Annotated in this window: 16 protein-coding genes and 2 pseudogenes; 12 read left to right on the top strand and 6 right to left on the bottom strand. The window is 65.5% G+C overall.

The features are described 5' to 3' along the window. Window positions 1-108: pseudogene (locus AB7F41_RS10700) on the top strand (IS5/IS1182 family transposase); the annotation flags it as partial. 13 nt (window positions 109-121) lie between these two features. Here the strand turns inward: AB7F41_RS10700 and AB7F41_RS10705 are convergent. Further along, window positions 122-3,085: an Rne/Rng family ribonuclease gene (locus AB7F41_RS10705; RefSeq protein ID WP_428383869.1), complete on the bottom strand. Its 2,964-nt coding sequence runs from the start codon at window positions 3,083-3,085 to the stop codon at window positions 122-124. 206 nt (window positions 3,086-3,291) lie between these two features. On the opposite strand from AB7F41_RS10705, the gene AB7F41_RS10710 reads away from it, so the two are divergent. From AB7F41_RS10710 to AB7F41_RS10735, 6 genes and pseudogenes are all read left to right on the top strand, one after another. Continuing rightward, window positions 3,292-3,471, top strand: a complete 180-nt coding sequence (locus AB7F41_RS10710) for a hypothetical protein (protein ID WP_428383870.1) — start codon at window positions 3,292-3,294, stop codon at window positions 3,469-3,471. A gap of 281 nt (window positions 3,472-3,752) precedes the next feature. Then, window positions 3,753-5,000: an N-acetylmuramoyl-L-alanine amidase gene (locus tag AB7F41_RS10715; protein ID WP_428383872.1), complete on the top strand. Its 1,248-nt coding sequence runs from the start codon at window positions 3,753-3,755 to the stop codon at window positions 4,998-5,000. Between the two features lie 379 nt (window positions 5,001-5,379). After that, window positions 5,380-7,785 carry a penicillin-binding protein 1A gene (locus AB7F41_RS10720; protein WP_428383874.1) on the top strand — a complete coding sequence of 802 codons (2,406 nt, stop codon included), beginning with the start codon at window positions 5,380-5,382 and terminating at the stop codon, window positions 7,783-7,785. A 47-nt stretch (window positions 7,786-7,832) separates the two neighbouring features. Continuing rightward, a complete protein-coding gene (locus tag AB7F41_RS10725) occupies window positions 7,833-8,651 on the top strand; it encodes an enoyl-CoA hydratase (RefSeq protein WP_428383876.1) in 819 nt (272 codons plus the stop codon). Window positions 8,652-9,046: 395 nt separating this feature from the next. Beyond that, window positions 9,047-9,205 (top strand): hypothetical protein, encoded by a 159-nt coding sequence (locus AB7F41_RS10730; RefSeq protein WP_428383878.1) that lies wholly within the window; start codon window positions 9,047-9,049, stop codon window positions 9,203-9,205. Between the two features lie 30 nt (window positions 9,206-9,235). Next, window positions 9,236-9,487 (top strand): annotated as a pseudogene (locus AB7F41_RS10735) (DUF1036 domain-containing protein); the annotation flags it as partial. A gap of 6 nt (window positions 9,488-9,493) precedes the next feature. Here the strand turns inward: AB7F41_RS10735 and ccmB are convergent. After that, the gene (gene ccmB / locus AB7F41_RS10740; protein WP_428383879.1) at window positions 9,494-10,165 is read right to left on the bottom strand and encodes a heme exporter protein CcmB; all 672 of its coding nucleotides are present in this window, start codon (window positions 10,163-10,165) and stop codon (window positions 9,494-9,496) included. After that, complete coding sequence (ccmA, locus tag AB7F41_RS10745) at window positions 10,162-10,851, bottom strand: heme ABC exporter ATP-binding protein CcmA (protein ID WP_428383881.1); 690 nt, start codon at window positions 10,849-10,851, stop codon at window positions 10,162-10,164. The genes ccmB and ccmA overlap by 4 nt, the downstream gene beginning before the upstream one ends. A gap of 232 nt (window positions 10,852-11,083) precedes the next feature. Here ccmA and AB7F41_RS10750 point away from each other — a divergent pair, with 232 nt between their 5' ends. The 4 genes from AB7F41_RS10750 to AB7F41_RS10765 all read left to right on the top strand — a co-directional run bounded on the left by AB7F41_RS10750 (window position 11,084) and on the right by AB7F41_RS10765 (window position 15,243). Further along, window positions 11,084-12,322, top strand: coding sequence for an aminotransferase class I/II-fold pyridoxal phosphate-dependent enzyme (locus tag AB7F41_RS10750; RefSeq protein WP_428383883.1), 1,239 nt, complete (start codon window positions 11,084-11,086; stop codon window positions 12,320-12,322). 66 nt (window positions 12,323-12,388) lie between these two features. Continuing rightward, window positions 12,389-13,603 carry a hypothetical protein gene (locus tag AB7F41_RS10755; RefSeq protein WP_428383885.1) on the top strand — a complete coding sequence of 405 codons (1,215 nt, stop codon included), beginning with the start codon at window positions 12,389-12,391 and terminating at the stop codon, window positions 13,601-13,603. Next, window positions 13,600-14,592: a fatty acid desaturase gene (locus AB7F41_RS10760; protein ID WP_428383887.1), complete on the top strand. Its 993-nt coding sequence runs from the start codon at window positions 13,600-13,602 to the stop codon at window positions 14,590-14,592. The genes AB7F41_RS10755 and AB7F41_RS10760 overlap by 4 nt, the downstream gene beginning before the upstream one ends. Before the next feature lie 3 nt (window positions 14,593-14,595). After that, window positions 14,596-15,243 (top strand): sterol desaturase family protein, encoded by a 648-nt coding sequence (locus tag AB7F41_RS10765; RefSeq protein WP_428383889.1) that lies wholly within the window; start codon window positions 14,596-14,598, stop codon window positions 15,241-15,243. A gap of 174 nt (window positions 15,244-15,417) precedes the next feature. Here the strand turns inward: AB7F41_RS10765 and ligA are convergent, their stop codons facing one another. The 3 genes from ligA to AB7F41_RS10780 are packed head-to-tail and all read right to left on the bottom strand — an operon-like array spanning window position 15,418 to window position 20,966. Then, complete coding sequence (gene ligA / locus AB7F41_RS10770; RefSeq protein WP_428383891.1) at window positions 15,418-17,514, bottom strand: NAD-dependent DNA ligase LigA; 2,097 nt, start codon at window positions 17,512-17,514, stop codon at window positions 15,418-15,420. Between the two features lie 43 nt (window positions 17,515-17,557). Continuing rightward, entirely contained in the window at window positions 17,558-18,154 is a 597-nt protein-coding gene (locus AB7F41_RS10775) for a 2-hydroxychromene-2-carboxylate isomerase (RefSeq protein WP_428383893.1), read from the bottom strand. A gap of 7 nt (window positions 18,155-18,161) precedes the next feature. Then, window positions 18,162-20,966, bottom strand: coding sequence for an EAL domain-containing protein (locus AB7F41_RS10780; protein ID WP_428383894.1), 2,805 nt, complete (start codon window positions 20,964-20,966; stop codon window positions 18,162-18,164). 376 nt (window positions 20,967-21,342) lie between these two features. On the opposite strand from AB7F41_RS10780, the gene ptsP reads away from it, so the two are divergent. After that, a complete protein-coding gene (gene ptsP, locus AB7F41_RS10785) occupies window positions 21,343-23,607 on the top strand; it encodes a phosphoenolpyruvate--protein phosphotransferase (protein ID WP_428383896.1) in 2,265 nt (754 codons plus the stop codon). The last annotated feature ends 32 nt before the right edge of the window (window positions 23,608-23,639 follow it).

Consider the following 23,639-nt stretch of genomic DNA (forward strand, 5'->3'; position numbering starts at 1 on the left):
TTCTCAAAACTCAAGCAGTTCCGCCGCGTCGCAACCCGTTTCGAGAAGACCGCCCAAAATTATCGGGCAGTCATAACAATCGCCGCAATCGTCCTGTGGATGCGATAACTGTCCACACGACCTAGCCGCCAAACGGCGTGCGGACCCGCTGCCACCAGCCGCCCTTTTTCGGACGGTTCGGATCCGCCTCGGTGATCACCACCTCCGTCGGTTCGCGCGGCGCGACCGGCTGTGGCGCAGCGATCGGCTCCGGCGCAGCCTCCGAGGTCGGCGCCTCCGGCGGAACGATCACGGACGGGGCCGGCTCGCTCGCATGCGCCTCGGAGCCTGGCGCGGCCTCGACGCCGTTGGCCGCCGGCTCCGGCGGAAACGCCGGCATATGCGCCTCGAACGGAGACGCGAGAGCCTCGTCGCTGGCGTCATCGACCGGGAACAGCTCGGACGGATCCCTGAATTCCTCGGGCAAAGGCGCGGAGCGACGCCAACGACCCGGACCGCGGTTCGCCCCTCGTCTGCCGCCGCGGCGCTCGGGGCGCTCCTCGGCGGCGGGCGCCGGCGCGCCCTCGATCGCCGCCATGAACGCAAGACCCTCATCGGACGGCTGTTCGGCGCCGGGCGCCAAAGGCTCCCCGCCCTGGCCGCGGCCGCGGCGACGGCGACGGCGACGGCCGCGCGACGCGCCGTCGTCCTCGGCGCCAAAGCGTGACCGGCCGCCGCTTTCGTCCCGGCGGGATTCGCCATTCTCCTCGAGGCCGCCCTCTTCCGTCTCGACCAGCTCTCCGGCGATCGCCTCTTCGGGCGCTTCTTCCTCGAGCGGTTCGGCGCGAACGGAATCGACGCGCAGCGGCGCATCGCGCTGCGAAACGCGCGGCCCGGTCGCGAGCTCTCCGCGCTCGAGCGCGTGATAGGTCGCGCCGGTGAGCGTATCGTCAGCGGCGACCGTGATGTGCACGCCGAAGCGGCGCTCCAGCTCCTGCAGATGCGCGCGCTTCTGATTGAGAATGTAGAGCGCCACGACGGCGCGCGTGCGCAGCGTCACGTCATGCGCCGAACTCTTGACCAGCGCCTCTTCCAAGACGCGCAGCACATGCAGCGCGATGGAGGCGGTGGAGCGCACATGGCCGGCGCCGGCGCAATGCGGGCACGGGACTGTCGAACCCTCGACGACGCCGGCGCGGATGCGCTGGCGCGACATTTCGAGCAGGCCGAAATGCGAGATGCGGCCGACCTGGATACGGGCCCGGTCGTTCTTCAGCGCGTCCTTCAGTCGCCGCTCGACGGCGCGATTGTTGCGGCTTTCCTCCATGTCGATGAAATCGACGACGATCAGTCCGGCGAGATCGCGCAACCGCAACTGCCGCGCGACCTCGTCCGCCGCTTCGAGGTTGGTGCGAAGCGCCGTATCCTCGATATTGTGCTCGCGCGTCGAGCGCCCGGAGTTCACGTCGATCGCGACGAGCGCCTCCGTCTGGTTGATGACCAGATAGCCGCCCGATTTCAGCGTGACATGGTTGGAGAACATCGCGTCGAGTTGCGCCTCGACGCCGCTCTCGGCGAAGATCGGACAGGGCTCGCGATGCTGGCGCACGTTTTTGGCGTGGCTCGGCATCAGCATGCGCATGAAATCTTTGGCCTCGCGATAGGCCTCTTCGCCGGAGACGACGACTTCGTCGACGTCGCGCCCGTAGAGATCGCGAATGGCGCGCTTGATCAGCGAGCCCTCCTCGTACACCAGAGTCGGCGCCGATGAACGCAGCGTCAGCTCGCGCACGCTCTCCCATAGCCGAAGCAGATATTCGAAGTCGCGCTTGACCTCCTGCTTGGTGCGCGTCGCGCCGGCGGTGCGAAGGATGACCCCCATGCCCTCCGGCACTTCGAGGTCATGCACGATCTCCTTCAGCCGCTTGCGGTCGGCGCCGTCGGTGATCTTGCGCGAAATGCCGCCGCCGCGCGCCGTGTTGGGCATCAACACCGAATAGCGGCCGGCGAGCGACAGATAGGTGGTGAGCGCCGCGCCCTTGTTGCCGCGCTCTTCCTTCACGACTTGGACGAGCAGCACCTGACGGCGTTTGATGACTTCCTGAATCTTGTATTGGCGACGGGAGCGCGGCGCGCGATAGGGCGCCTCGTCCATGGCGTCGCCGCCGATGTGTTCGACGTGATCGTCTTCGTCGTCGTGATCTTCCTCGTCATGCTCCTCAACCGGAGCCTCGACGCGGGCGCTCACTTCGGACGCCTCGTCTTCCGATTCTTCGCGGGCGCGTTCACGCGCCTCGTCGCGTTCGTCCTGCCGGCGCGCTTTCAGCTCGTGATCCGGCTCCGGCGCCTGGACGGCGAATTCCTCGGCTTCGCCGGTCTCGACCAAGCCAAAGCCGGCGGGATCGACGGAAATCTGCTCATGCCGCTCGGCAGGCGCCTCGACGCTCTCTTCAGTCTCGGTCTCTTCGGCGCCGGCCTCAACCGCCATGGTCGGGACCTCGACCGCCACGGCTTCTCCGGCTTCACGGCCTTCCTCCGGCTCCTGCTCGGGCTCCACGGTCAGTCCGGCTTCGGCGCCCTTGACCTCCGCTTCAACGCCAAGTTCGAGGCTGGCCTCGGACGTTTCCTCCGCCAGTTCGGCGAAGCCCGTCTCGGCCTGGTCTTCGACGACGACCGTCGTGTCCGACTCGTCGTCGATGGGCTCGCTCGTCATCGCCTCGTCGGCGCTCGCCCGCTTCTCGGCGCTGTCGTACTGGCGGCGGCGCGAGCGGCGTCCGCGGCTGTGCTGAGGACGTTCCTCTTCTTCGGCCTGCTGATGGGCGCGGCTCTCTTCCTCGAGCAGCGCCTGCCGGTCGGCGACAGGGATCTGGTAATAATCGGGATGGATTTCGGCGAAGGCCAGAAAACCGTGGCGGTTGCCGCCATAGTCGACGAACGCGGCTTGCAGCGACGGCTCTACGCGCGTGACCTTCGCGAGATAGATGTTCCCGCGGAGCGGTTTCTTGTCGGCGGCCTCGAAATCGAATTCCTGAACGCGGTTTCCACGTAAAACGACTACGCGGGTCTCCTCCGGGTGGGAGGCGTCGATGAGCATCTTGTTAGCCATGGGGGACTCTTTTGCGGCGTCGCGCGCAATAACGCCGACCGGGCAAGCCGAAGTCCAAGCGTGGACTTGGCGACCGTGTTTTGGCGCAGCCTGGCGGCGCGAACGCGTGTTGTGAGGATAAGGGAAACAGGTCTGGGACCTGCGATACACTGGCCGGCGCTCACGCCGGCGGGACGATGATGCGCATGGCGCATCGGTCCCGAGAAATGACGAACAAGCTGGGAGGCTATGCTATTGGCGAAGCCGCGTCCAACCGCGCGGACAAGCCGCACAGGGGAAACGCCTATTCTCGCGCCTATCACGGTCCCAGCCATGAGATCGTCAAAAAACCTTTCGCGACGCACAAGGCGGCGACTAAACGTTACGACCTGCGCAGGGCGGCGTAACGGAAAGATGTCAACTGTCTCGAAATTCCGTTGGCCCGACTTGACGGCCGCATCGCGGCAAATATCGCGCCGCAGAATTCCGCAGCATTCCCTTACATATCGGTCGCCGACGGCGGGCGCAAGCGCCGGCTCGGCTATTCACCAAAAAATTCGTGGAGAAAGGTCCCTGAAGGGGCCGGCTTTCGGATAGGCTTACGATGCGTTAACGACGCTCTTTCAAAATTGCGGTCGCCGGATCGCCGCGCCACGCGAACTTAAGGATGAATGTGAGGAGGACCGCTTTGCGCGCAGGTGCGCCACTCGCTTGTCTTCTGGCGGCGCTTGCGGCCGTGGCCCTGCCCGCCCGGCCCGCCGCAGCCGACGAGCCGCGGAAAGAGATCTCGGCGCTGACCGCCCGCATCGAGGCGCTCCCCGACCGCTCGCGCCTGCTGTTCGACCTTACCGGCCTGCCGCCGGTCACGGCGCGCCCCGTCGCAAACCCGCCGCGCATCATCGTCGATCTGCCGGAAGTGCTCTTTCGCATGGAGGCGAACGCCGGTCTGTCGACGGGCGACAAGCTCATAAAATCATACCGCTACGGATTATTCGCGCCGGGGCGTTCGCGGGTCGTGATCGATCTCGCAGGTCCGGCCAAAATTCTCAAGGCCGACAGCGAGGTGGCGCTGGGTGGGCCGCGGCTCGTGATCGAGCTCGCCCCCACCGGGGCGGCCCATTTCGCCGCGACGGTCGCCGAACAGGCGCGGCTTCAGCGCCCCCAACCGCCGGTGTTGCCGCCGCAGGCGCCCAAGCCGCCCACGGACAAGCCCATGGTCGTCGTCGACCCGGGCCACGGCGGGGTCGATATGGGCGCGACCGGCAAACACGGCGAGCTCGAAAAGGACGTCGTGCTCGAATTCGCGCGCGCGCTCCGGGACAAGATTGAAGCGACCGGCCATGCGCGCGTGCTCCTGACCCGCGACCACGATATGTTCCTTCCGCTGGCCGAGCGGGTGCGAATCGCGCGTGAAAACAACGCCTCTCTGTTCATTTCCATTCACGCGGACACGCTCTCTTCGTCACGCGTCGAGGGCGCGACCGTCTATACTGTCTCCGAACGCGCGTCTGACGCCGGCGCAGCCCGCACGGCGGAGAAGGAGAATCTCGCGGATCAATCCGCCGGGCTTGAAAGCAAGGCGGAAGCCGAGGAGGTCGGAGACATATTGTTCGAGCTCACGCGGCGCGAAACCCGTGCCTATAGCCGGCAGTTTTCGCATTCGCTGATCTCCTTCTGGAAGGAGGTCGGCGCGCTCAACAAAAATCCGCGCCGTTCCGCGGGCTTCGTCGTGCTCAAAGCCTTCGACGTGCCCTCCGTGCTGCTCGAACTCGGCTATCTCTCCAGCGAAAAGGACCTCGCCAGGCTCACCTCCCAGGAGTGGCGGGAGCGCGCGGCGCAGAAGTCCGCCGAAGCCGTAGACGCCTTCATCAGCGCCCGCAGCCGAGAAGCGCGGGCCCCCGCCGAGGCGCGCTCGAGCCCGGCGCGCCCACAATAAAACACAAAATAACGGCACATGACGATGGTCGCGACGCACGACCGCCCAGCGTCGCAGGCCGCCAAACCTAAGAGAAACGCAGACGCGGCTCACATGCGTGTCCGATAAGCGCTTCTTGCGTCGCTGCAATTTCGCGAACGGGCCGTTCGCAATCGAAACGCGCGGCGGACCGGCGCCGGGAATTCGCCAGTTGGTGAAGGATCGGAACGAGCTTTGTTAGAGAAGCAGACGCAAAAGGTGCGATCGCTCACTATATCTCAGCCGGTGAAACCGGCTGGCGCGCCGGTCGGGCTCCGATCCCGGCGTCGCGAGAAGAACCGAATTCAATATTGAACCACTGGTCGGCGCCCCGCGCCCGACGCTCGAAGGGTGATATTTCATGCGAATGCTCGCGAGGTTTTTGGGCTTCGTCTTCGCGACCGGGACGATCGTCTTCCTGATCGGGGCGATCGCCGTGGCCGGGCTGGTCTACTACTTCTCCAAGGATCTGCCCGACACGGCTCAGCTACATGATTACGAGCCGCCGGTCACGACGCGCCTGCACGCCGGCGACGGATCGATCCTCGCCGAATATTCGCATGAGCGCCGACTGTTCCTGCCGAGCTCCGCCATCCCGCAACTGGTGAAGCAGGCGTTCATCTCCGCCGAAGACAAGAACTTCTACAACCACATGGGCGTCGACCCGGAAGGGGTGATGCGCGCGCTCACCGTGCTCGCCCAGGGCGGCCGCCATATGCAGGGCGCCTCGACGATCACGCAGCAGGTCGCCAAGAACTTTCTCGTCGGCAACGAGCGCTCGATCGAACGCAAGGTCCGCGAAGCGCTCGTCGCCTTCCGAATCGAAGCCACCTATCCCAAGGACAAGATCCTCGAACTCTATCTGAACGAGATCTATCTCGGCCTTGGAAACTACGGCGTCGCGGCGGCGGCGCTCAACTATTTCAACAAGTCGGTCAACGAGCTGACGCTCGCTGAGGCGGCCTATCTCGCGGCGCTTCCCAAAGCGCCGAGCAATTATCATCCGTTTCAGAACCGCGAACGCGCCATCGAGCGCCGCAACTACGTCATCGATCGCCTGATCGCCGACGGCTATGTCACCGCTGAAGAAGGCGCAAAGGCGAAGGTCGAGCCGCTCGGCGTCAACCCGCGCGTTCTCTCCCCCAACACCTATGTCGCCGGCTATTTCGCCGAAGAGGTGCGTCGTCAGCTGCTGGAGCAATATAGCGAGAAGAAGCTCTACGAGGGCGGCCTCTCCGTTCGCACCACGCTCGACCCGAAGATGCAGGCCTGGACGCGAAAGGCCTTGGCCGACGGCCTCGTGCGTTTCGACGAAGCGCATGGCTTCCGCGGCGCAATGAACCACATCGACATCTCGTCGGATTGGGGCGCGACGCTCGCCACAATTCCCGCGCTCGGCGACGTTAGGCCCTGGCGCCTCGCCGTCGTGCTCGACGTCTCCGGCGAGGGCGCGCGCATCGGCCTTCAGCCGGGACGCGAGAAATCCGGCGACGTCGCGCGCGAACGCGAAACCGGGCTTCTTCCGCCCGACGGCATGCGCTGGACCGGACGGAATCCGCGAACGGCCCTGACCGCCGGCGACGTGATCTATGTCGAGCCGCTCGCGGGACGCGCCGGCCAATATCGCCTGCGGCAGATTCCGGATATCTCCGGCGCGATGGTGGCGATGGACCCGCATACCGGCCGCGTCTTCTCGATGGTCGGCGGCTTCTCCTTCGACCAGTCGGAATTCAACCGCGCGACACAGGCGTTGCGCCAGCCCGGCTCCGCCTTCAAACCCTTCGTCTATGCGACGGCGCTCGACAATGGCTACACGCCGTCTTCGTCGATCCTCGACGAGCCGATTTCGATCCAGCAGGCGGACGGCACCTATTGGACGCCGGAGAATTTCGAAGGCGGGCACGGCACCGGCGCGCATCCGCTGCGCTACGGGATCGAGCATTCGAAGAACATGATGACGGTGCGTCTGGCGAAGGACGTCGGCATGCCGCTGATCGCCGAATACGCCAAGCGCTTCGGCGTCTACGACGAGATGACGCCCTATCTCTCGATGGCGCTTGGCGCCGGCGAGACGACGCTGTTGCGCATGGTCACCGGCTATTCGATGCTGGCGAACGGCGGCAAACGCATCAAGCCGACGCTGATCGACCGCATTCAGGATCGCTGGGGCAAGACGCTCTACCGCCACGACGAACGCCAGTGCATCGGCTGCGACGCGGCGCGCTGGGAAAACCAGCTCGAACCCAAGCTCATCGACAAGCGCGAGCAGGTGCTCGACCCCCTCACCGCCTATCAGATCACCTCGATCATGGAAGGCGTGATTCAGCGCGGCACCGGCGTCTCGATCCGCGCGGTCGGCAAGCACCTCGCCGGCAAGACCGGCACCACCAATGACGCGAAGGATCTCTGGTTCGTCGGCTTCTCTCCCGATCTCGCGGTCGGCGTCTTCATCGGCTACGACCGGCCGCGCTCGCTCGGCAGCCACGCCCAGGCCGCGCAATTCGCGGCGCCTATCTTCCGCGACTTCATGACGGTCGCGCTGAAGGACAAGCCCGATACGCCGTTCCGCGTGCCGCCAGGAATCAAACTCATCTCCGTCGACGTCCACTCCGGTCTGCGCTCGTCGGGATCGGGCACGATCCTCGAAGCGTTCAAGCCGGGAACTGCGCCGCCCGATTCCTATTCCGGCGGCGGCGGCCCGCGGGCGCTGGATACGCCGCATGACGTCGACCAGCAGGTCGGCAGCGGGACCGGCGGGCTTTACTGATCACACGCGGCGGCCGGAGACCTTTGGTTTCGGCCGCCGAACTTTATATGCTCCAAGCCATGACCCTGAACGCCGATGTCCCCGCGCGGGTGACGCTTGAGTCCGCCGCCGGCGTCGCGACGCTCACGCTGAACAGCCCCGCCTTGCGCAACGCCCTGTCTCTGGCGATGATCGCGGCGCTCTCGGATCAGCTCGACGCGCTCGCCGGCCGCAACGACATTTACGCCGTGCTGCTGCAGGCGGAAGGCCCGGCCTTCTGCGCCGGCCACGACCTTAAGGAGCTGACGGCGCATCGCAACGATCCCGACCGCGGCCGCGCCTTCTTCGACGAGACGATGCGCGCCTGCTCGGCGCTGATGCAGAAAATCGTGAGATTGCCGCAGCCGGCGATCGCCGCCGTCGACGAAATGGCGACCGCCGCCGGCTGCCAGCTTGTCGCCAGCTGCGATCTCGCCGTCGCCGGGCCGCGGGCGCGCTTCTGCACGCCGGGCGTCGATATCGGCCTCTTCTGTTCGACGCCCGCTGTCGCGCTCTCGCGCAACGTGGCGCCCAAACATGCGATGGAAATGCTGCTGACGGGCGCTCCCATCGGCGCCGAAGAGGCGCTGCGCATCGGCCTCGTCAATCGCATTTCAGCCGAGGGCGCGCGGAGCGGGGCGCTGGCGCTGGCGCAACGCATCGCCAGAAAATCCCCACAGGCGATCCGCTTTGGCAAGCAGGCGTTCTACGCCCAGCGCGAGAAGCCGCTCGCCGAAGCCTACGACTTGGCCAGCGCCGTGATGGTGGACAACATGCTGGCCGAAGACGCCAAGGAAGGCGTGGCGGCGTTTCTGGAGAAGCGCGCGCCGACATGGGCGCGACAGTGAGCGCGCCGAAGCGGGACAGCAAAGCCTCAAATTGATCCGGCCGAGCGCATGATGATTGCTTGCGCGCCGTTCTCGCCTGCGCCGCACGACTGATGTTCTTTCGCTTGCTCTCAGCCAAGCGGACGAGGCGCCACAGGACATTTTTCGCATAATGATGTTATCGCGCGTCCGAGGCGCGCGCTTTTTTTCGAGGAGTCGAGGCATGTCCAGATTGCGCAATCGCGCCCTGCATCTCGCGCTGCTCTTTGCGCTCGCCATCGCCTTCATGCTCGCCGCCTTTCCGGCCCGCGCAGACTGACGATCGGATACGAAGCGCGTCCGTTGCGCATGCGAGACTGACGGCGCCGTCAAACGCCGCGATGTTTATAGAAACTCATTTTCTTATGGAGGTTGAAATGAATGCTTTGCGCCTTTCGTATGCGCTCGCCATCGCATGCTGCGCCGTTGCGCCGACGGCGCAAGCCGACTTCACCGTCTGCAATCGAACGCCCGATCAAGTCACCGTCGCCGCGGCCTGGGTCAGTCCACGCGGCGGATTCATTTCGGAGGGATGATGGAAGCTCCGCGCCTGCGGCGGCTGCGAACGAGTCGTGTTGCGCAGCGAGACGTCCGATCCGCACAATTATTTCTTCTATGCGCGTGGCGGCGGCAAGGAGTGGCGCGGCGATTCGCGTTTCTGCACGACCCAGGGGGCGTTCAAGATCGGCGGTGCGACGCGGTGTCTGCTTGGACGGCGCGGACAGATGAAGGATTTCGTCCATGTCACGAGCCAAAGCGGCAACCACACGCAGAGCCTCACCGGGCGCTCGCGAAGCGGCGCCGTATGCATCGATTAGGCGGCGCTATTCGCCGAGGTAGCGCAGCGCCGCGGCCGCCGCGAAAGGGCAGAGCGCGAGCGCGGCGAGCGTGATCGCGCAAAGAATCGTGAAGGGCGCCGAGAAGGGCACGGTTCCGCCGCTCGCGGCCTCTGCCGCCGAGACGCCGAAGATCAGCACCGGAATAGTCAGCGGCAGGACCAGCAACGCCATCAACAGGCCGCCGCGCCGAACGGTCACGGTCGCCGCCGCGCCGATGGCGCCGATCAGGGTGAGCGCCGGCGTGCCGACCAGGAGCGTCGCGACGACGCCCAACAGCGCCATGCGCTCCTGCTGCAGCATCAGGCCAAGAAACGGCGCGGCGAGAATGAGCGGCAGGCCGGTCGCCGCCCAATGTGCGGCGCATTTGACGAGCACCGCCAGTTCGAGCGGCGTCTCGGCGAGGTGAAACAGATCCAGCGAGCCGTCCTCGGCGTCGGCCTGAAACAGGCGGTCGAGACAGAGCAGCGTCGCGAGCAGCGCCGCGATCCAGAGGATCGCCGGCCCGATGCGGGCGAGAAGATTGGGGTCCGGCCCGACCGCGAAGGGAACGATCGCGACCAGCGTCAGGAAGAAGACGACGCCCATCGCGCCGGAGCCGCCGATACGGCGCGCCACCCGCCATTCGCGCAGGAACAGGGTTGTGAGCGGCGCGCTCATGAGGCTGCGCCAAGAGCGCCGCCAAGCGCGTCGCCAAGCGGGAGCGTCGACGCGTCGTCGAGCCCCAGCGGCTCATGCGTCGCGGCGACGATCAGGCCGCCATTCGCGCAATGCTCGCGCATGGCGGCGGCGAATTTCTCGCGCGAAGCACGATCGAGGGCGGTCAGCGGCTCGTCCAGCAGCCAGAGCGGCCGGAAGGCGACGAGAAGACGCGCCAGCGCCGCGCGCCGTTTCTGTCCCGCCGAGAGCGCGCCGAAGGGCGCGGCGGCGACATGGGCGAGACCGACGACCCCAAGCGCGGCGGCGACCGAGCGGCTGCGCCGGTCGGGCGCCTGCGCCAGATAGCGCGACCAGAATTCGAGGTTCTCCTCGACGCTCAGCGCAGCCTTCATGCCGTCGCTATGCGCGAGGTAATGCGCCTGCTGCGGCAGTTCGAGGTCGGGCGGTCCGCCGGCGAGCGCGACGGCGCCCGCCGCATGCGGCAGCAGCCCCGCCAGCGCCCGCAGCAGCGTCGACTTCCCGGCGCCGTTGGGGCCGGTCACGATCAGCGCCTGCCCGGACGACAGCGAAAAGCTCAAGCGATGCAGGACGGCGCGCCCCCCCCGCACGACGGCGAGATCGTCGACGCAAAGGCGCATTGCGCCGTCGACGGAGGGCTGAACGGGCTGGGCGGCATCGGGCGACATGCGCTCCGGGCATAAGGCTTTGCGACCGAATCCGCCAGACCGCGATCGCGGAACCCTTCCGACCGATTGCGGACGGCCTTGAAGTCGCGCGCGCCGCGCGCCTCCAGCCGTCGGCCCGCTGGCGCAGACGGGGCGGGAATGCTAAGCAGCCAGATCAATCTTGAGCGGTCGAGGGCTCAAGTTCTTCGCTAATCGCGCGCGGCGCGCCCGTTCTTCAGGGACTGCGGAATAAGTGACGAAGCACAAGAGCCTAGAGGATTATGCGGCAAGGCGGTTCCGTTTTGCCGGCAACGCCTTGCTTGAGTTCAGCGATCCGTTTTTCGCGCAGATCGACAAGCTGAAGGCCGAGTTCGAGGCGCAGGGCAAGCATTTCGTCAGCTTCGCCAATTACGACTATCTCGGCCTCGCGAATCATCCGCGGATTCGGGAGGAAGCGAAGCGCGAGGTCGACGGGCTCGGCGTCGGGGCCCTCGCCTCCCGGCTCGTCGGCGGCGAACGCACGACGCACAAGCCGTTCGAAGCGGAGATCGCCGAATTCCTCGGCATGGAGAGCGCGCTGACGCTCGTCTCCGGCTATCTCTCCAATGTGACGACGATCGCCTGGCTGATGAGCGGCAAGCGCGACGCGATCTTCATCGACGAGCTCGCGCATAACAGCATCGTCGCGGGCGCCGACGGCGCGCCGGCGCATGTCGTCAAGTTCCGCCACAACGACTTCGATCATCTCGAACATCTGCTCGCGCGCCATCGCGAGGAATATCGCAACGTTCTGATCGTGGTCGAAGGCGTCTACAGCATGGACGGCGACGTCGCCGACCTGCCGCGTCTCCTCGCGATCAAGGAAAAATACAAGATCTGGCTGCTCGTCGACGAGGCGCATTCGCTCGGCGTGCTCGGCGCGACCGGCCGAGGCCTCGCCGAACATCAGGGCGTCGATCCCGACCGGATCGACCTCATCATCGGCACCATGTCGAAGACTCTCGCCTCCTGCGGCGGCTACGTCTGCGCCAAGAAGCAGGTCATCGAGTGGCTGCGCTACACCCTGCCGGGCTTCGTCTATAGCGTCGGCCTCTCGCCCGTCATTCTCGCCGCCGCGCGCGCCGCGCTGCGGCTGATGCAGGAGGAGACCTGGCGCATCGCCAAACTCGCGAGCAACGCCGAACTCTTCCGCACGGTCGCGCATGAAGCGGGCTTCTCCACAGGACCGGCGATCGGCCGCGGCGTGGTGCCGATTCTATTCTCGAGCGACATCGAGACGATGTGGGCGTCGCAGCATCTGCTGGAGAACGGCTATTACGTGCCGCCGGTGGTGCGCATCGGCGTGCCGAAGGACGGGCCGCGGCTGCGCTTCTTCTTCTCGGCCAACCACAGCGAAGCGGAAATCCGCGGCGTGATCCAGACGCTGCGCGACATGCCGCCGGTGACGGAAGAGGCGCATCAGATCGTCGCCGCCGCGATGGCGGGCGGCTAAGCGTGCGATATCCCGCGTCACTTTGACGCTTTCGATTACGGCTCAACGGCCGCTAGGACTTGTCTCATGGCGCGGATCGAGATTCTTCCGGTCGTCGGCCTTTCGCGCTTTGCGACCTTCTGCAGGCTGCCGCGGCTGCTCTACGCCGGGGCGCCGGGCTTCGCGCCGCCGCTCGACATCGAGCGCTGGACCGTCTTCGCGCATAAGCTCAACCCGCATTACAAGCTTGTCGAGGAGCAGAAGTTTCTCGCCCGGCGCGACGGCCAGTGGGTCGGGCGCGTCATGGCGCAGATCTACAAGCCCGGCGTCACGCCGGTCGGCGCCTCCAATGCGCAATTCGGCGCGCTCGACGCCATTGACGACATCGAGGTCGTGCGCGCGCTGACGCAGGCCGCCGAAGACTGGCTGCGCGCCAAAGGCGCGGAGCGGATCAACGGGCCGTTCTCGCCGTCGGTCAACAAGGAGTGCGGACTTCTCGTCGACGGCTTCGACGCGACGCCGATGTTCTTCATGCCCTGGCATCCGCCCTATCTCTCGCGCCATCTCGAGGCGCTGGGCTATGAGAAGGCGCAGGACCTGCTGTCCTACCGTTTCGAGATTTCAAGCGATGAGATCGACAAGCCTGCGCGCATTTCGACGCGGCGCGAATGGCGCGATCGGCTGAAGCTCAGGCCATTGAATATGAAAGCCCTGAAACAGGGCGAAACCGCTTTGATGGCCGAGCTGTTCAACGACGGCTGGAGCGGCAATTGGGGTTTCGTGCCCTTCACCAAGGAAGAGTTCGATTCCGACGCCGACGCGCTGCAATATCTCGTGCCGGCGGATTTCGGCATCGTCGTCGAACTCGACGGCGTTCCGCAGTCGTTTGCGATCGCGCTTCCCAATCTCAATGAGATTCTCGCCGATCTCAACGGACGCCTGTTTCCCTTCGGCTGGGCGCGCGCGTTCGCACGGTTGCGTTCGCATCAGTTCCAGTCGGCGCGGCTGCTGCTGCTCGGCACGCGAAAGTCGCTGCAGAAAAGCGCCACCGGCGGCGCCATTCTGCTGTCGCTGATCGAAGAGATGCGGCGGCGCGGCGCGAAGATCCGCGTTCCGCATCTCGAAGCCGGCTGGGTGTTGGAGAGCAACGCCGACATGCGCCGGCCGATCGAAATGTTCGGCGGCAAGGTCGACAAGATTCATCGTATTTACGGAAAGCGCCTCACAGTCGGCGACGACGGCGAGGCCCTGCGTATGCGCGACGGCGTCAAGGCAACTCCGCTACAGGATGCAACGTCATGAACGGCATATCCGTCACCGCCAATGGCGCCGACCGCTCGCATGTCGAGCGCCGCAGGCTGATCCTTGAGAAATATCCGCAAGTGCGCGAACTCTTCGGCAAGGATCCCGTGACCTTCAAGATCACGGCGGCGATTTTCGCCGGTCAGCTTTTGATCGCGGCGGTCCTGGGCGCGCTGGGCCTCTCCTATTGGTGGCTGTCGCTGCTGATGGCGATCTGCGTCGGCGCCTTCGCCAATCACGCCAATTTCGTCATCATCCACGACGCGATTCACAATTGCGTCTTCGACAGCCCGCTCGCCAACAAATGGACCGCGATCCTCGCCGATCTGCCGAACGCCTTTCCGACGGCGATGGGCTTTCGCTGCTACCATATCAAGCATCACTCGCATCTCTCGGCGTACGACTACGACGCCGACATCCCAAGCCGCTGGGAAGTCGAATGGGTCGGCAACAGCGCCTGGCGCAAGGCCGTCTGGATTTTCTTCTTCCCGGTCATTCAGCTTGCGCGCCTGTCGCGCCTGAAAGGCACAGTGCCGATCTGGGGAACCTGGACCTACGTCAATATCGGCGTCATCGCCCTCTTCGATCTTTTCGTGCTGTGGGCTTTCGGGCCAAACGCCCTGCTCTATCTCTTCTTCTCCTTCTGGTTCTCCGTCGGCGGCTTGCATCCGTTGAGCGCGCGCTGGCTGCAGGAGCATTTCGCCTTCGGCCCCGACCAGGGAACCTTCGACTATTACGGCCCGCTGAACACGCTTGCGCTGAACATCGGCTATCACAATGAGCATCACGATTTTCACGAGATCCCGTGGAACCGGCTGCCCGAGCTGAAGGCGATGGCGCCGGAGTTCTATGACGACTTGCGCTGCCATCGCTCCTGGGTGGCGCTGCTCGTCACCTTCATCTTCGATCCGACCTATTCGCTCGGAACCAGATCTGAAAATGTGACGCAGGCCGCGCGCGGCGCGCACGCCATGTCGCCGGCGGAGTAGCCCATGTCGCAGGACGCAAGAACGGAAGCGCTCGACGCTTCGCCCCGCCTCTTCGAGAGCGACATTCTCGACAAGCTCTCGCGCGTGCATCATCTGACGCCGGTGATCGTCTACTGCCCGATCATTCTCGGCCTCCTGATCTATTCCCTCACGCTCAACAGTCCGGCGCTGGTCGCGCTTGGCCTCGTCGTCGGCTATCTTGGCTGGACGCTCACCGAATATTTCGGCCACCGCTATCTTTTTCACACGGTCTTTCCGCTGCCCTTCGGACTCGGGCCTCGGTTCCAGTTCCTCATCCACGGCGTGCATCACATCTATCCGAGCGACCCGCTGCGGCTCGTCATGCCGCCGCTGCTGTCGGGACCGATCATGCTGATCGCGCTCGTCTGCGCGCGGCTGATCTTCGGGCCGACCTTCGCCTGGCCGGCGCTGGCGGGCTTCATCGGCGGCTATGTGATCTATGACTGCGTGCATTACTGGACGCATCACGGCCAGCCGAAAACCGACTTCGGCCGGATGGTGAAGCGCCTGCACATGCTGCATCATTTCCGCGACGCCGAGAAAGGCTTCGGCGTGCACGCGATCTGGTGGGACTACGTGTTCGGCACGGCCTATCGGAAGGACGACACGCCCGGAACAAGGGCGGTGTGACGAAGAGACGCCAGCCGCGCCTCGCTATTCGGCCGCCCCTCGCGCTTCGAGACGCCTGCTTCGCAGGCTCCTCAGCATGAGGGGCTTTATTGCTCCGGCTGCTTAGGCCTCATCCTGAGGAGCGAGCGAAGCTCGCGTCTCGAAGGACGAGGCCGTCGTGCAGCGTCGTCAAACTCACCCCTGCCCCGTCCGCGTAAACCACTCGTCTTCGCTGATCACTTCGATCCCCAGCTCGGCGGCCTTCTTGAGCTTCGAGCCGGCGCCAGGGCCGGCGACCACGAGATCGGTCTTCTTCGACACCGACCCCGCGACATGCGCGCCGAAGCGCTCGGCCTGCGCCTTGGCTTCGTCGCGCGTCAGCCGTTCGAGCGATCCCGTGAACACCACCGTCTTGCCGGCGACAGGCGAGGTCGAGGCCACAGCCGGCATGGGCTCCAACGCGACCTGCTTCAAGAGCGCATCGATCTCGCGCTCATTGTGCGGCTCGGCGAAGAAATCATGCAGCGCTTCAGCGACAACGGGGCCGACGCCGTCGATCGAATCGATCCGGGCGCGCGCCTCGCTGCCGGAATCCGCCTCGCGCGCCGTCGCCCGTAGAGTCTCGAAATCGCCGAAATGGCGCGCCAGCCGCCGCGCATTGGTCTCGCCGACATGGCGCACGCCTAGCGCATAGATGAAGCGATTGATCGGAACTTTCCGGCGCGCCTCGATCGCCGCAAAGAGATTGCGCACGGAGGTTTCGCCAAAGCCCTCGCGGTTCTTGATCTTGGCGAGGCTCGCGCGGTCGCGCTCCTCTAGCGTGAAGATGTCGGAGGGCGTACGGATCAGCCCCTCCTGAAAGAAATATTCGATCTGCTTGTCGCCGAGCCCTTCGATGTCCAAGGCGTTGCGCGAGGCGAAATGTTTCAGTCGCTCGACCGCCTGCGCCGGACAGATGAGCGATCCCGTGCAGCGGCGCACGACATCGGCTTCGCCGGTCTTCTCGTCGATCTCGCGCAGCGCCGCCGAGCCGCAGCGCGGGCAGACATGCGGAAATTCGTAAGGCTTGGCGTCATGCGGCCGCTTCTCCTTTACGACTTCGACGATTTGCGGAATCACGTCGCCGGCGCGCTGCACGACGACCGTGTCGCCGATGCGGATGTCCTTGCGCGCGATCTCGTCTTCATTGTGCAGCGTCGCGTTCTGCACGACGACGCCGCCGACCGTGACGGGCTCGAGCCGTGCGACAGGCGTCAGCGCGCCCGTGCGCCCGACCTGAATCTCGATGTCGCGCAGAATCGTCGTGGCGCGCTCGGCTGGAAATTTGCGCGCGACGGCCCAGCGCGGCGCGCGCGAGACGAAACCGAGCCGCTCCTGCAGCGCGATGTCGTCCACCTTGTAGACGAGGCCGTCGATGTCATAGCCGAGCGTCGCGCGCTGCGCTTCGATCGCGCGGTAATGCGCCAGCATGTCGTCCGTGCTGGCGCAGAGCGTCGTCAGCGGATTGACCGGCAGGCCGTAACGGCGCATCGCGTCGAGCGCGCCCATTTGCGTCTTCGCCGGAAGCGCGGACGCCTCGCCCCAGGCATAGGCGAAGAAATGCAGCGGCCGTTCGGCGGTGATGTTCGGATCGAGCTGCCGCAGCGAACCGGCGGCGGCGTTGCGCGGATTGGCGAACGGCGTCTTGCCGGACGCTTCTTGCCGCGCGTTCAACGCCGCGAAGTCCTTATGCGTCATGTAGACTTCGCCGCGCACCTCAAAGACGTCGGAATGATCCCCATGCAGCCGCTGCGGAATCTCGTCGACGGCGCGGACATTGGCGGTGACGTCCTCGCCCTCATAGCCGTCGCCGCGCGTCGCCGCCTGCACGAGACGGCCTTTCTCGTAGCGCAGCGAACAGGACAGGCCGTCGATCTTCGGCTCCGCCGTGAAGGCGATCTGGGTCGAATCGGCCAGACCGAGAAAGCGTCGCACGCGCGCGACGAATTCAAGCACCTCTTCGTCCGAGAACACGTTGCCGAGCGACAGCATCGGCACGGCGTGCTTCACCTTGGCGAATTTTTCCGACGGCCTGGCGCCGACTTTCTTCGTCAGCGACTCCGCCGTCACGAGCTGGGGGAAGGCCGTCTCCAGCTCCTCATAACGCCGGCGCAGCGCGTCATAGTCGGCGTCGGAGACCGTCGGCGCGTCGTCCTGATAATAGCGCCGGTCATGCGCCGCGATTTCTTCCTGCAACCGCGCATGTTCGGCGCGCGCTTCGGAAAGAGAAGGCCCGGAAGTGGACTTGGTCATATGTTGAACTGTCCGGTCGCTTGAGCGCGCCGCAGCGCGCGCGTCATTCCTTTAGAGCTTCGAGCGCCTGCTCCAGCCGATCGCCGCCCCAGAATAGTTCGTCTTTCGCAAAAAAGCTCGGCGCTCCAAACACGCCCCGGCGCTTCGCCTCATCGGTGCGCTCACGGAGCAAACGCTTGGCCGCATCGTCATTGGCGCGCCCAAATATCATTTCCTCGTCCAGCGAAAGGCTTCGCAAGATATCCTTAACGACGGAAGGTTCGGAGATCTCGAGGTCGGACGAAAAATTGGCGCGATAAACGGCGCGGACGAAGGCGGGAAGCTGCTCGGCGGCGTCCAGCGCCGTTGCGACGCGAGCGGCCAGAAGTCCGTTGCGCGGAAACACGCTTGGCTTGCGCCATGCGATGGCCTTGCGTCGGCACAAACGCTCCATGTCGCGCCACATGTAGGCGCCTTTTGCCGGATACAGATTGAATGGCGAATCCCGCCAGCCTTGGCCGGCGAAGATCGGCCCGAGAAGAAAGGGCCGCCAGATGATTTCGACGCCGGCCGCGTCGGCTTTGCTCTCGATCTCTTCGGCGGCGATATAGGAATATGTGCTCGCGAACTCGAACCAGAATTCGAGCGTCGGCGTCCTCACGACGCGACTAAGCCGCTTCCGGCGCGGCGCCGACGAGGCGGCGGGCGTCCCGGGCGCTGATCGGGCGCCCGAAGGCGTAGCCCTGCGCATAGCCGCAGCCGAGCTGATAGAGCTCGATCGCATCCTGCTCGGTCTCCGCGCCTTCGGCGATGACGTCCATGCCGAGGTCCTGCGCCAATGCGATGATCGAGCGCAAGATGACGGGCCGCGCGCCCTTGCCCGACTGTTTGATGAAGGAGCGATCGATCTTGATCGTGTCGAACGGGAAGCGCTGCAAATAGGCGAGCGACGAATAGCCCGTTCCGAAATCGTCGAGCGCAAGCCCCGCGCCGAGCTCCTTGATGCGCAACAGCATCTGCGCGGCATATTCGGGATTTTCCATCACCAGCCGTTCGGTCAGTTCGAGTTTGAGGCTGCCCTTGGCAATGTCGTTGCGCATCAGCACGCTTTTGACGTCGCGCAGAAGATCGTGGCGCAGCAGCTGGCGGGACGAGATGTTGACCGAAGCGAAGATCGGCGGATCGACGGCGAGCGCGCGCTGCCAGGCCGCGAGTTCGCGCGCCGTGCGCTCCAGCGCGAGAAGTCCGAGGTCGATGATCAGGCCGGTCTGCTCGGCGACCGATATGAATTCGGATGGCTCGAGCCGCCCGAGCCGCGGATGATCCCACCGCAGCACCGCCTCGAATCCGGCGATGGTGCGATCCTCCAGCCTGACGATCGGCTGGAAGAAGATTTTGATCTCGCTGCGCTCCAACGCCCGCCGCAGATCGGATTCGAGCGTCAGCCGGTCCGAGCGCTGCGCCCGCATCGCCGGGCGGAAGACTTCGATGCGGTTGCCGCCCGCGCGCTTGGCGTGGCGCATGGCGATTTCGGCGTCCTCCAGCATATCGCCGACGCCGGGATGCGTTTGCTGGTCGTAGAGCGCGATGCCGATCGAGGCGAACAGCGCGATCTCCTGATCGGTGAAGCGCACCGGAGTCGACAGCGAGCGGCGCACCGAATCGGCGACCGAGATCACGTGATCGGCGTGGGTCTCGGACGCCAGAATGATCGCGAAGGCGTCGCCGGAAAGCCGCGCCAGCGTGTCTTGCGGCTGCACGAGCCTGGTGAGGCGATGCGCCACCGTGAGCAGGATGCTGTCGCCCATGGCCATGCCGACCTGCTCATTGATCTGTTTGAAGCGGTCGAGGTCGACGACGAGCACCGTCGGGCGGACATCCTTCTCCATGCGCGCGAGAACAAGCGCCGCCTCCAGACGGTCGAAGAACAATTCCCGGTTCGGCAGCCCGGTGAGATTGTCGTGCACGGCGTCGTGCAGCAGCCGCTCCTGGGCGTTGCGTTCGTCCGTCACGTCATTGAGCGTTCCGACGACGCGGATGACCTCGCCGTCGGGACTGACCACCGGCCGCGCCCGCAGTCGGAAACAGAGATAATGGCCGTCCGCGGCGCGCAGCCGGAAGTCCTGGTTGATGCGCCCGCGCCGCTGCTCGAGGATGGCGTCGAGACAGGCGCGATAGCGGTCCTGTTCGAAGGGGTGCAGCAGATCGAGCCAGGAGGACGCGGCGCCCTCCAGCCCGCCGCGGTCGAGGCCGAGCGCCGCTTCCGCCTCCGGGCTGACATAGATGTGGTCCGAGGGCACGTCCCAGTCGAAGACGATCTCATTCGCGCCGGTGAGCGCCAGGGCCTTTCGCTCGACGTCGCTGATCGCGCCATGCGAGAGGCCGCCCGCGGCGAAAGCGTTCTGCATCACCGTAAAGCCGATCAGCATGACGATGAGCACAAGGCCGCCGACGAGCGCGGGGGCCACGAGGTCGTTGGTGATCCACCCAGCCACGGCAAATCCGGCGGTGGCCACCCAGACCGCGAGCAGAAACCACGTCGGGATCAGCATGATCGCCCGTTCGAAGCCATGCATCGCGAGATAGAGGATCAGCATGAAGCCGATGACGGCGATGGTGGCGAGCGAGATGCGCGCGACGCCGGCGGCGACCGGCGCGTCGAACACCGCAAGCCCAACGAGGTCCAGCAGGATGAACAGCCACAACGCCGCGACATGCCAGGCGCGGACATGCCAGCGATTGAGGTTCAGATAGGCGAAGAGGAAGACGACGAGCGTGGCCGACAGAACCGTTTCGGCGCCGGCGCGCCAGATCCGATTGGCGTTGGCGTCGAAGCCGAATATCTTGTCCCAGAAGCCGAAATCGATGCACACGTAAGCGAGCACCGCCCAGGCGAGCGCCGCCGCCGCCGGGAAAATGACCGCGCCCTTCACCACGAACACGATCGTCAAGAAGAGCGCGAGCAGGCCGGCGATGCCGATGACGATGCCCTTGTAGAGCGTCAGGCTCGTCACCTTGTCCTTATAGGCGGAGGGCTCCCACAGATAGAGCTGCGGCAGGTTCGGCGTGCGGAGCTCGGCGACATAGGTGACGGTCGACCCGGGATCGAGCGTCAGTCGGAACACGTCGGCGTCAGACGCGTCCTCAACCTCCGGCGGAAAACCCTGGCTCGCCGTGATCGCCGTGATGCGCGAGGAGCCGAGGTCGGGCCAAATGACGCCCGAGCCCTGCAATCGGTAGTGCGGCGCGACGATCAGCCGGTCGATCTGCTCATCGGTGTCATTGGTGAGCGCGAAAACGATCCAGTTCGGCCGGGCGCCGGCCTCCTTGGCGCCGACCTCGATACGCCGGACGATGCCGTCAGAGCCGGGCGCGGTCGAGACCTGCAGCCGGTCGCCCTCGGAGGAATGCTTCTCGATCACATTGGTCAGATCGATCGCCCGCGCGCCTTGCGGCACTCTGACGGACTCCATGGCGATTGCCTGAGCAGACGCGACGAACAAAAAGAGAGCGATCAGGTGTTTTTTCAGACGCACGAAATCTCTTCTCGATGCCGCAGGCTCGGAGAACGCGTCTCACGCGGCCAATGGCGCGCGCAAGCGCGTGGGCGGTCATGGCCAAACTCTGATGTCTAACTGGTAGAGGCTTCGCGCCCTGCCCGCAAGCCGATTCGCCAAGCTTTGCAATAACGGTATGATCCTTGCGTCCCTGCGCGTCTAGGCCGCGCTTGCGGACCGCCGACGGCGCCAATATACGCTGCATAAGGGCCACTGTCGCAATCTACAGGCGCTTGGCGGTTTTTTTGCGGTGGGCGAGCCGCGAAATTCTGGGAAAACGGGAACGGATTGGATGCGAAGCGCTCTCGGCGGACCGCGCCTCCTGTTGCGCCGACTCCGCGAAGTCAGCGCGGAGCCGATCAGCGCGCAGGCGCGGCTCGACAAGATCGTGGTGCAGATCGCCGCGAATATGGTCGCCGAGGTTTGTTCCGTTTATGTGCTGCGCGCCGACCAGCGGCTGGAGCTTTACGCAACCGAGGGCCTCAACCGCGAAGCCGTGCATTTGACCACCATGCACTCGGGCGAAGGGCTTGTCGGCCTGATCGTCAAGAGCGCCGAGCCGCTCGCCCTTTCTGAGGCGCATGAGCATCCCGCCTTCTCCTATCGGCCGGAGACGGGCGAAGAGGCCTATCACTCCTTTCTCGGCGTTCCGATCCTGCGCGGCGGCAACACGCTCGGCGTGCTCGTCGTGCAGAACAAGGTGCGCCGCGTCTATTCGGAAGAAGAGATCGAGGCGCTGCAGACGACGGCGATGCTGCTCGCCGAACTGATCGCTTCGGGCGAATTGCAGGCGATCGAAGATCCTCGCGATCTTGCGCTTTACCGTCCCGCGTCGCTGAGGGGCGCGCCGATGTCGGAAGGCGTCGGCCTCGGCCATGTGCTGCTGCACGAGCCGCGCGTCGTTATCAAGCAGCTCGTCGCCGAGGATATGCCCTCCGAACTGGCGCGGCTCGAACATGCGATCGACGCGATGCGCCAGTCGATCGACGAACTCGTCGCGCACAGCGACCGGATCGCCGCCGGCGAGCCGCGAGAAATCCTCGAAACCGTGCGCATGGTCGCCTATGACCGCGGCTGGGTGCGCCGGCTGCGCGAAGCGGTGATGACCGGCCTGACGGCGGAAGCGGCCGTGGAGCGCGTGCAGAACGACGCGCGCGCGCGCATGCAGCGTCAGACCGACCCCTATCTGCGCGACCGCCTGCATGATCTCGACGACATCGCCAACCGGCTGCTGCATCAGCTGACCGGCCAGAGCTACGTCGCCGATCGCGACAGCGTGCCGGAAAACGCCATCATCGTCGCCCGCACCATGGGGCCGGCGGCGCTGCTCGACTATGACCCCAAGCGGCTGCGCGGTCTGGTGCTGGAGGAAGGCGGGCCGACGAGCCACGTCGCCATCGTCGCGCGGGCGCTCGGCATCGCCACGGTGGGGCTCGTTCCCGGCCTAATCGACATCGTCGAAACCGGCGATCCGATCATCGTCGACGGCACGACGGGCGAAGTGCATGTCCGGCCGCAGCCGGATGTGCAGAGCGCCTATGCCGAGAAGGCGCGGCTGCGGGCCCGCCGCCAGGAGCAATACGCCAAGCTCCGCGACGTGGCGGCGGTTACCAAGGACGGCGTGGAAATCTCGCTGCATATGAACGCCGGCCTCGCGATCGACATGCCGCATCTGCGTGAGACCGGCGCGCAGTCGATCGGTCTGTTCCGCACCGAACTGCAATTCATGCTCGCGCCGCGCTTCCCGCGCATGGACGAACAATACCGCCTCTACAAAGCCGTGCTGGATGCGGCGCCGGACAAGCCGATCACCTTTCGCACGCTCGACATCGGCTCCGATAAGATCCTTCCCTATATGGCGAAGATCGACGAGGAGAACCCGGCGCTCGGCTGGCGCGCCATCCGTATCGGCCTCGACAGGCCGGGCCTGCTACGCATGCAGTTGCGCGCGATGTTGAAAGCGGGCGCCCATCGCGACCTGCGCATCATGTTCCCGATGATCGCCAACGTCGCCGAATTCGACGCGGCGAAGTCGATCGCGCTGCGCGAACTCGAACATATCAAACGTCACGGCCACCCGCCGCCGGCGCGCGTGGAGCTCGGCGCGATGGTGGAGGTGCCGTCGCTGCTGTGGGAAATCGACCTCATCGCCAAGCGCGCGGATTTTCTGTCGGTCGGATCGAACGATCTCGTGCAGTACATGTATGCGGCCGACCGCGACAACACGCGCGTGTCCAAGCGCTACGACAATCTCTCGCGGCCGGTTCTGCGCGCGCTGGAGCGCATCGTCTCGGCCGGGTCGCGGCACAATGCGCCGGTGACGCTCTGCGGCGAGATGGGCGGACGGCCGCTGGAGGCGATGGCGCTGCTCGCGATCGGCTACCGGTCGCTGTCGATGGCGGCCTCGGCCATCGGCCCGGTGAAGTCGATGATCCTCAACCTCAATCTCGAAGAGGCGCAGGTTTATCTCGCCTCGCTGCTCGCGTCCGACGACGGCGGCGCGTCCGTGCGCGAGCAATTGCGCGATTACGCGATCGCGCGCGGCGTGCCTTTGTAGCGCAGCCCCTGTCTTTCCATCGTCGCCGTCGC

It is taken from the genome of Methylocystis sp. (genome assembly GCF_050251305.1).
In the GTDB taxonomy this organism is placed as follows: Bacteria; Pseudomonadota; Alphaproteobacteria; order Rhizobiales; family Beijerinckiaceae; genus Methylocystis.

Bases quoted from the DNA above. Each gene is read 5' to 3' on its own strand.
- AB7F41_RS10705 (WP_428383869.1), bottom strand. From the start codon at position 3,085: ATGGCTAACAAGATGCTCATCGACGCCTCCCACCCGGAGGAGACCCGC.
- AB7F41_RS10710 (WP_428383870.1), top strand. From the start codon at position 3,292: ATGACGAACAAGCTGGGAGGCTATGCTATTGGCGAAGCCGCGTCCAAC.
- AB7F41_RS10720 (WP_428383874.1), top strand. From the start codon at position 5,380: ATGCGAATGCTCGCGAGGTTTTTGGGCTTCGTCTTCGCGACCGGGACG.
- AB7F41_RS10725 (WP_428383876.1), top strand. From the start codon at position 7,833: ATGCTCCAAGCCATGACCCTGAACGCCGATGTCCCCGCGCGGGTGACG.
- AB7F41_RS10730 (WP_428383878.1), top strand. From the start codon at position 9,047: ATGAATGCTTTGCGCCTTTCGTATGCGCTCGCCATCGCATGCTGCGCC.
- ccmB (WP_428383879.1), bottom strand. From the start codon at position 10,165: ATGAGCGCGCCGCTCACAACCCTGTTCCTGCGCGAATGGCGGGTGGCG.
- ccmA (WP_428383881.1), bottom strand. From the start codon at position 10,851: ATGTCGCCCGATGCCGCCCAGCCCGTTCAGCCCTCCGTCGACGGCGCA.
- AB7F41_RS10755 (WP_428383885.1), top strand. From the start codon at position 12,389: ATGGCGCGGATCGAGATTCTTCCGGTCGTCGGCCTTTCGCGCTTTGCG.
- AB7F41_RS10760 (WP_428383887.1), top strand. From the start codon at position 13,600: ATGAACGGCATATCCGTCACCGCCAATGGCGCCGACCGCTCGCATGTC.
- AB7F41_RS10765 (WP_428383889.1), top strand. From the start codon at position 14,596: ATGTCGCAGGACGCAAGAACGGAAGCGCTCGACGCTTCGCCCCGCCTC.
- ligA (WP_428383891.1), bottom strand. From the start codon at position 17,514: ATGACCAAGTCCACTTCCGGGCCTTCTCTTTCCGAAGCGCGCGCCGAA.
- AB7F41_RS10780 (WP_428383894.1), bottom strand. From the start codon at position 20,966: ATGGAGTCCGTCAGAGTGCCGCAAGGCGCGCGGGCGATCGATCTGACC.
- ptsP (WP_428383896.1), top strand. From the start codon at position 21,343: ATGCGAAGCGCTCTCGGCGGACCGCGCCTCCTGTTGCGCCGACTCCGC.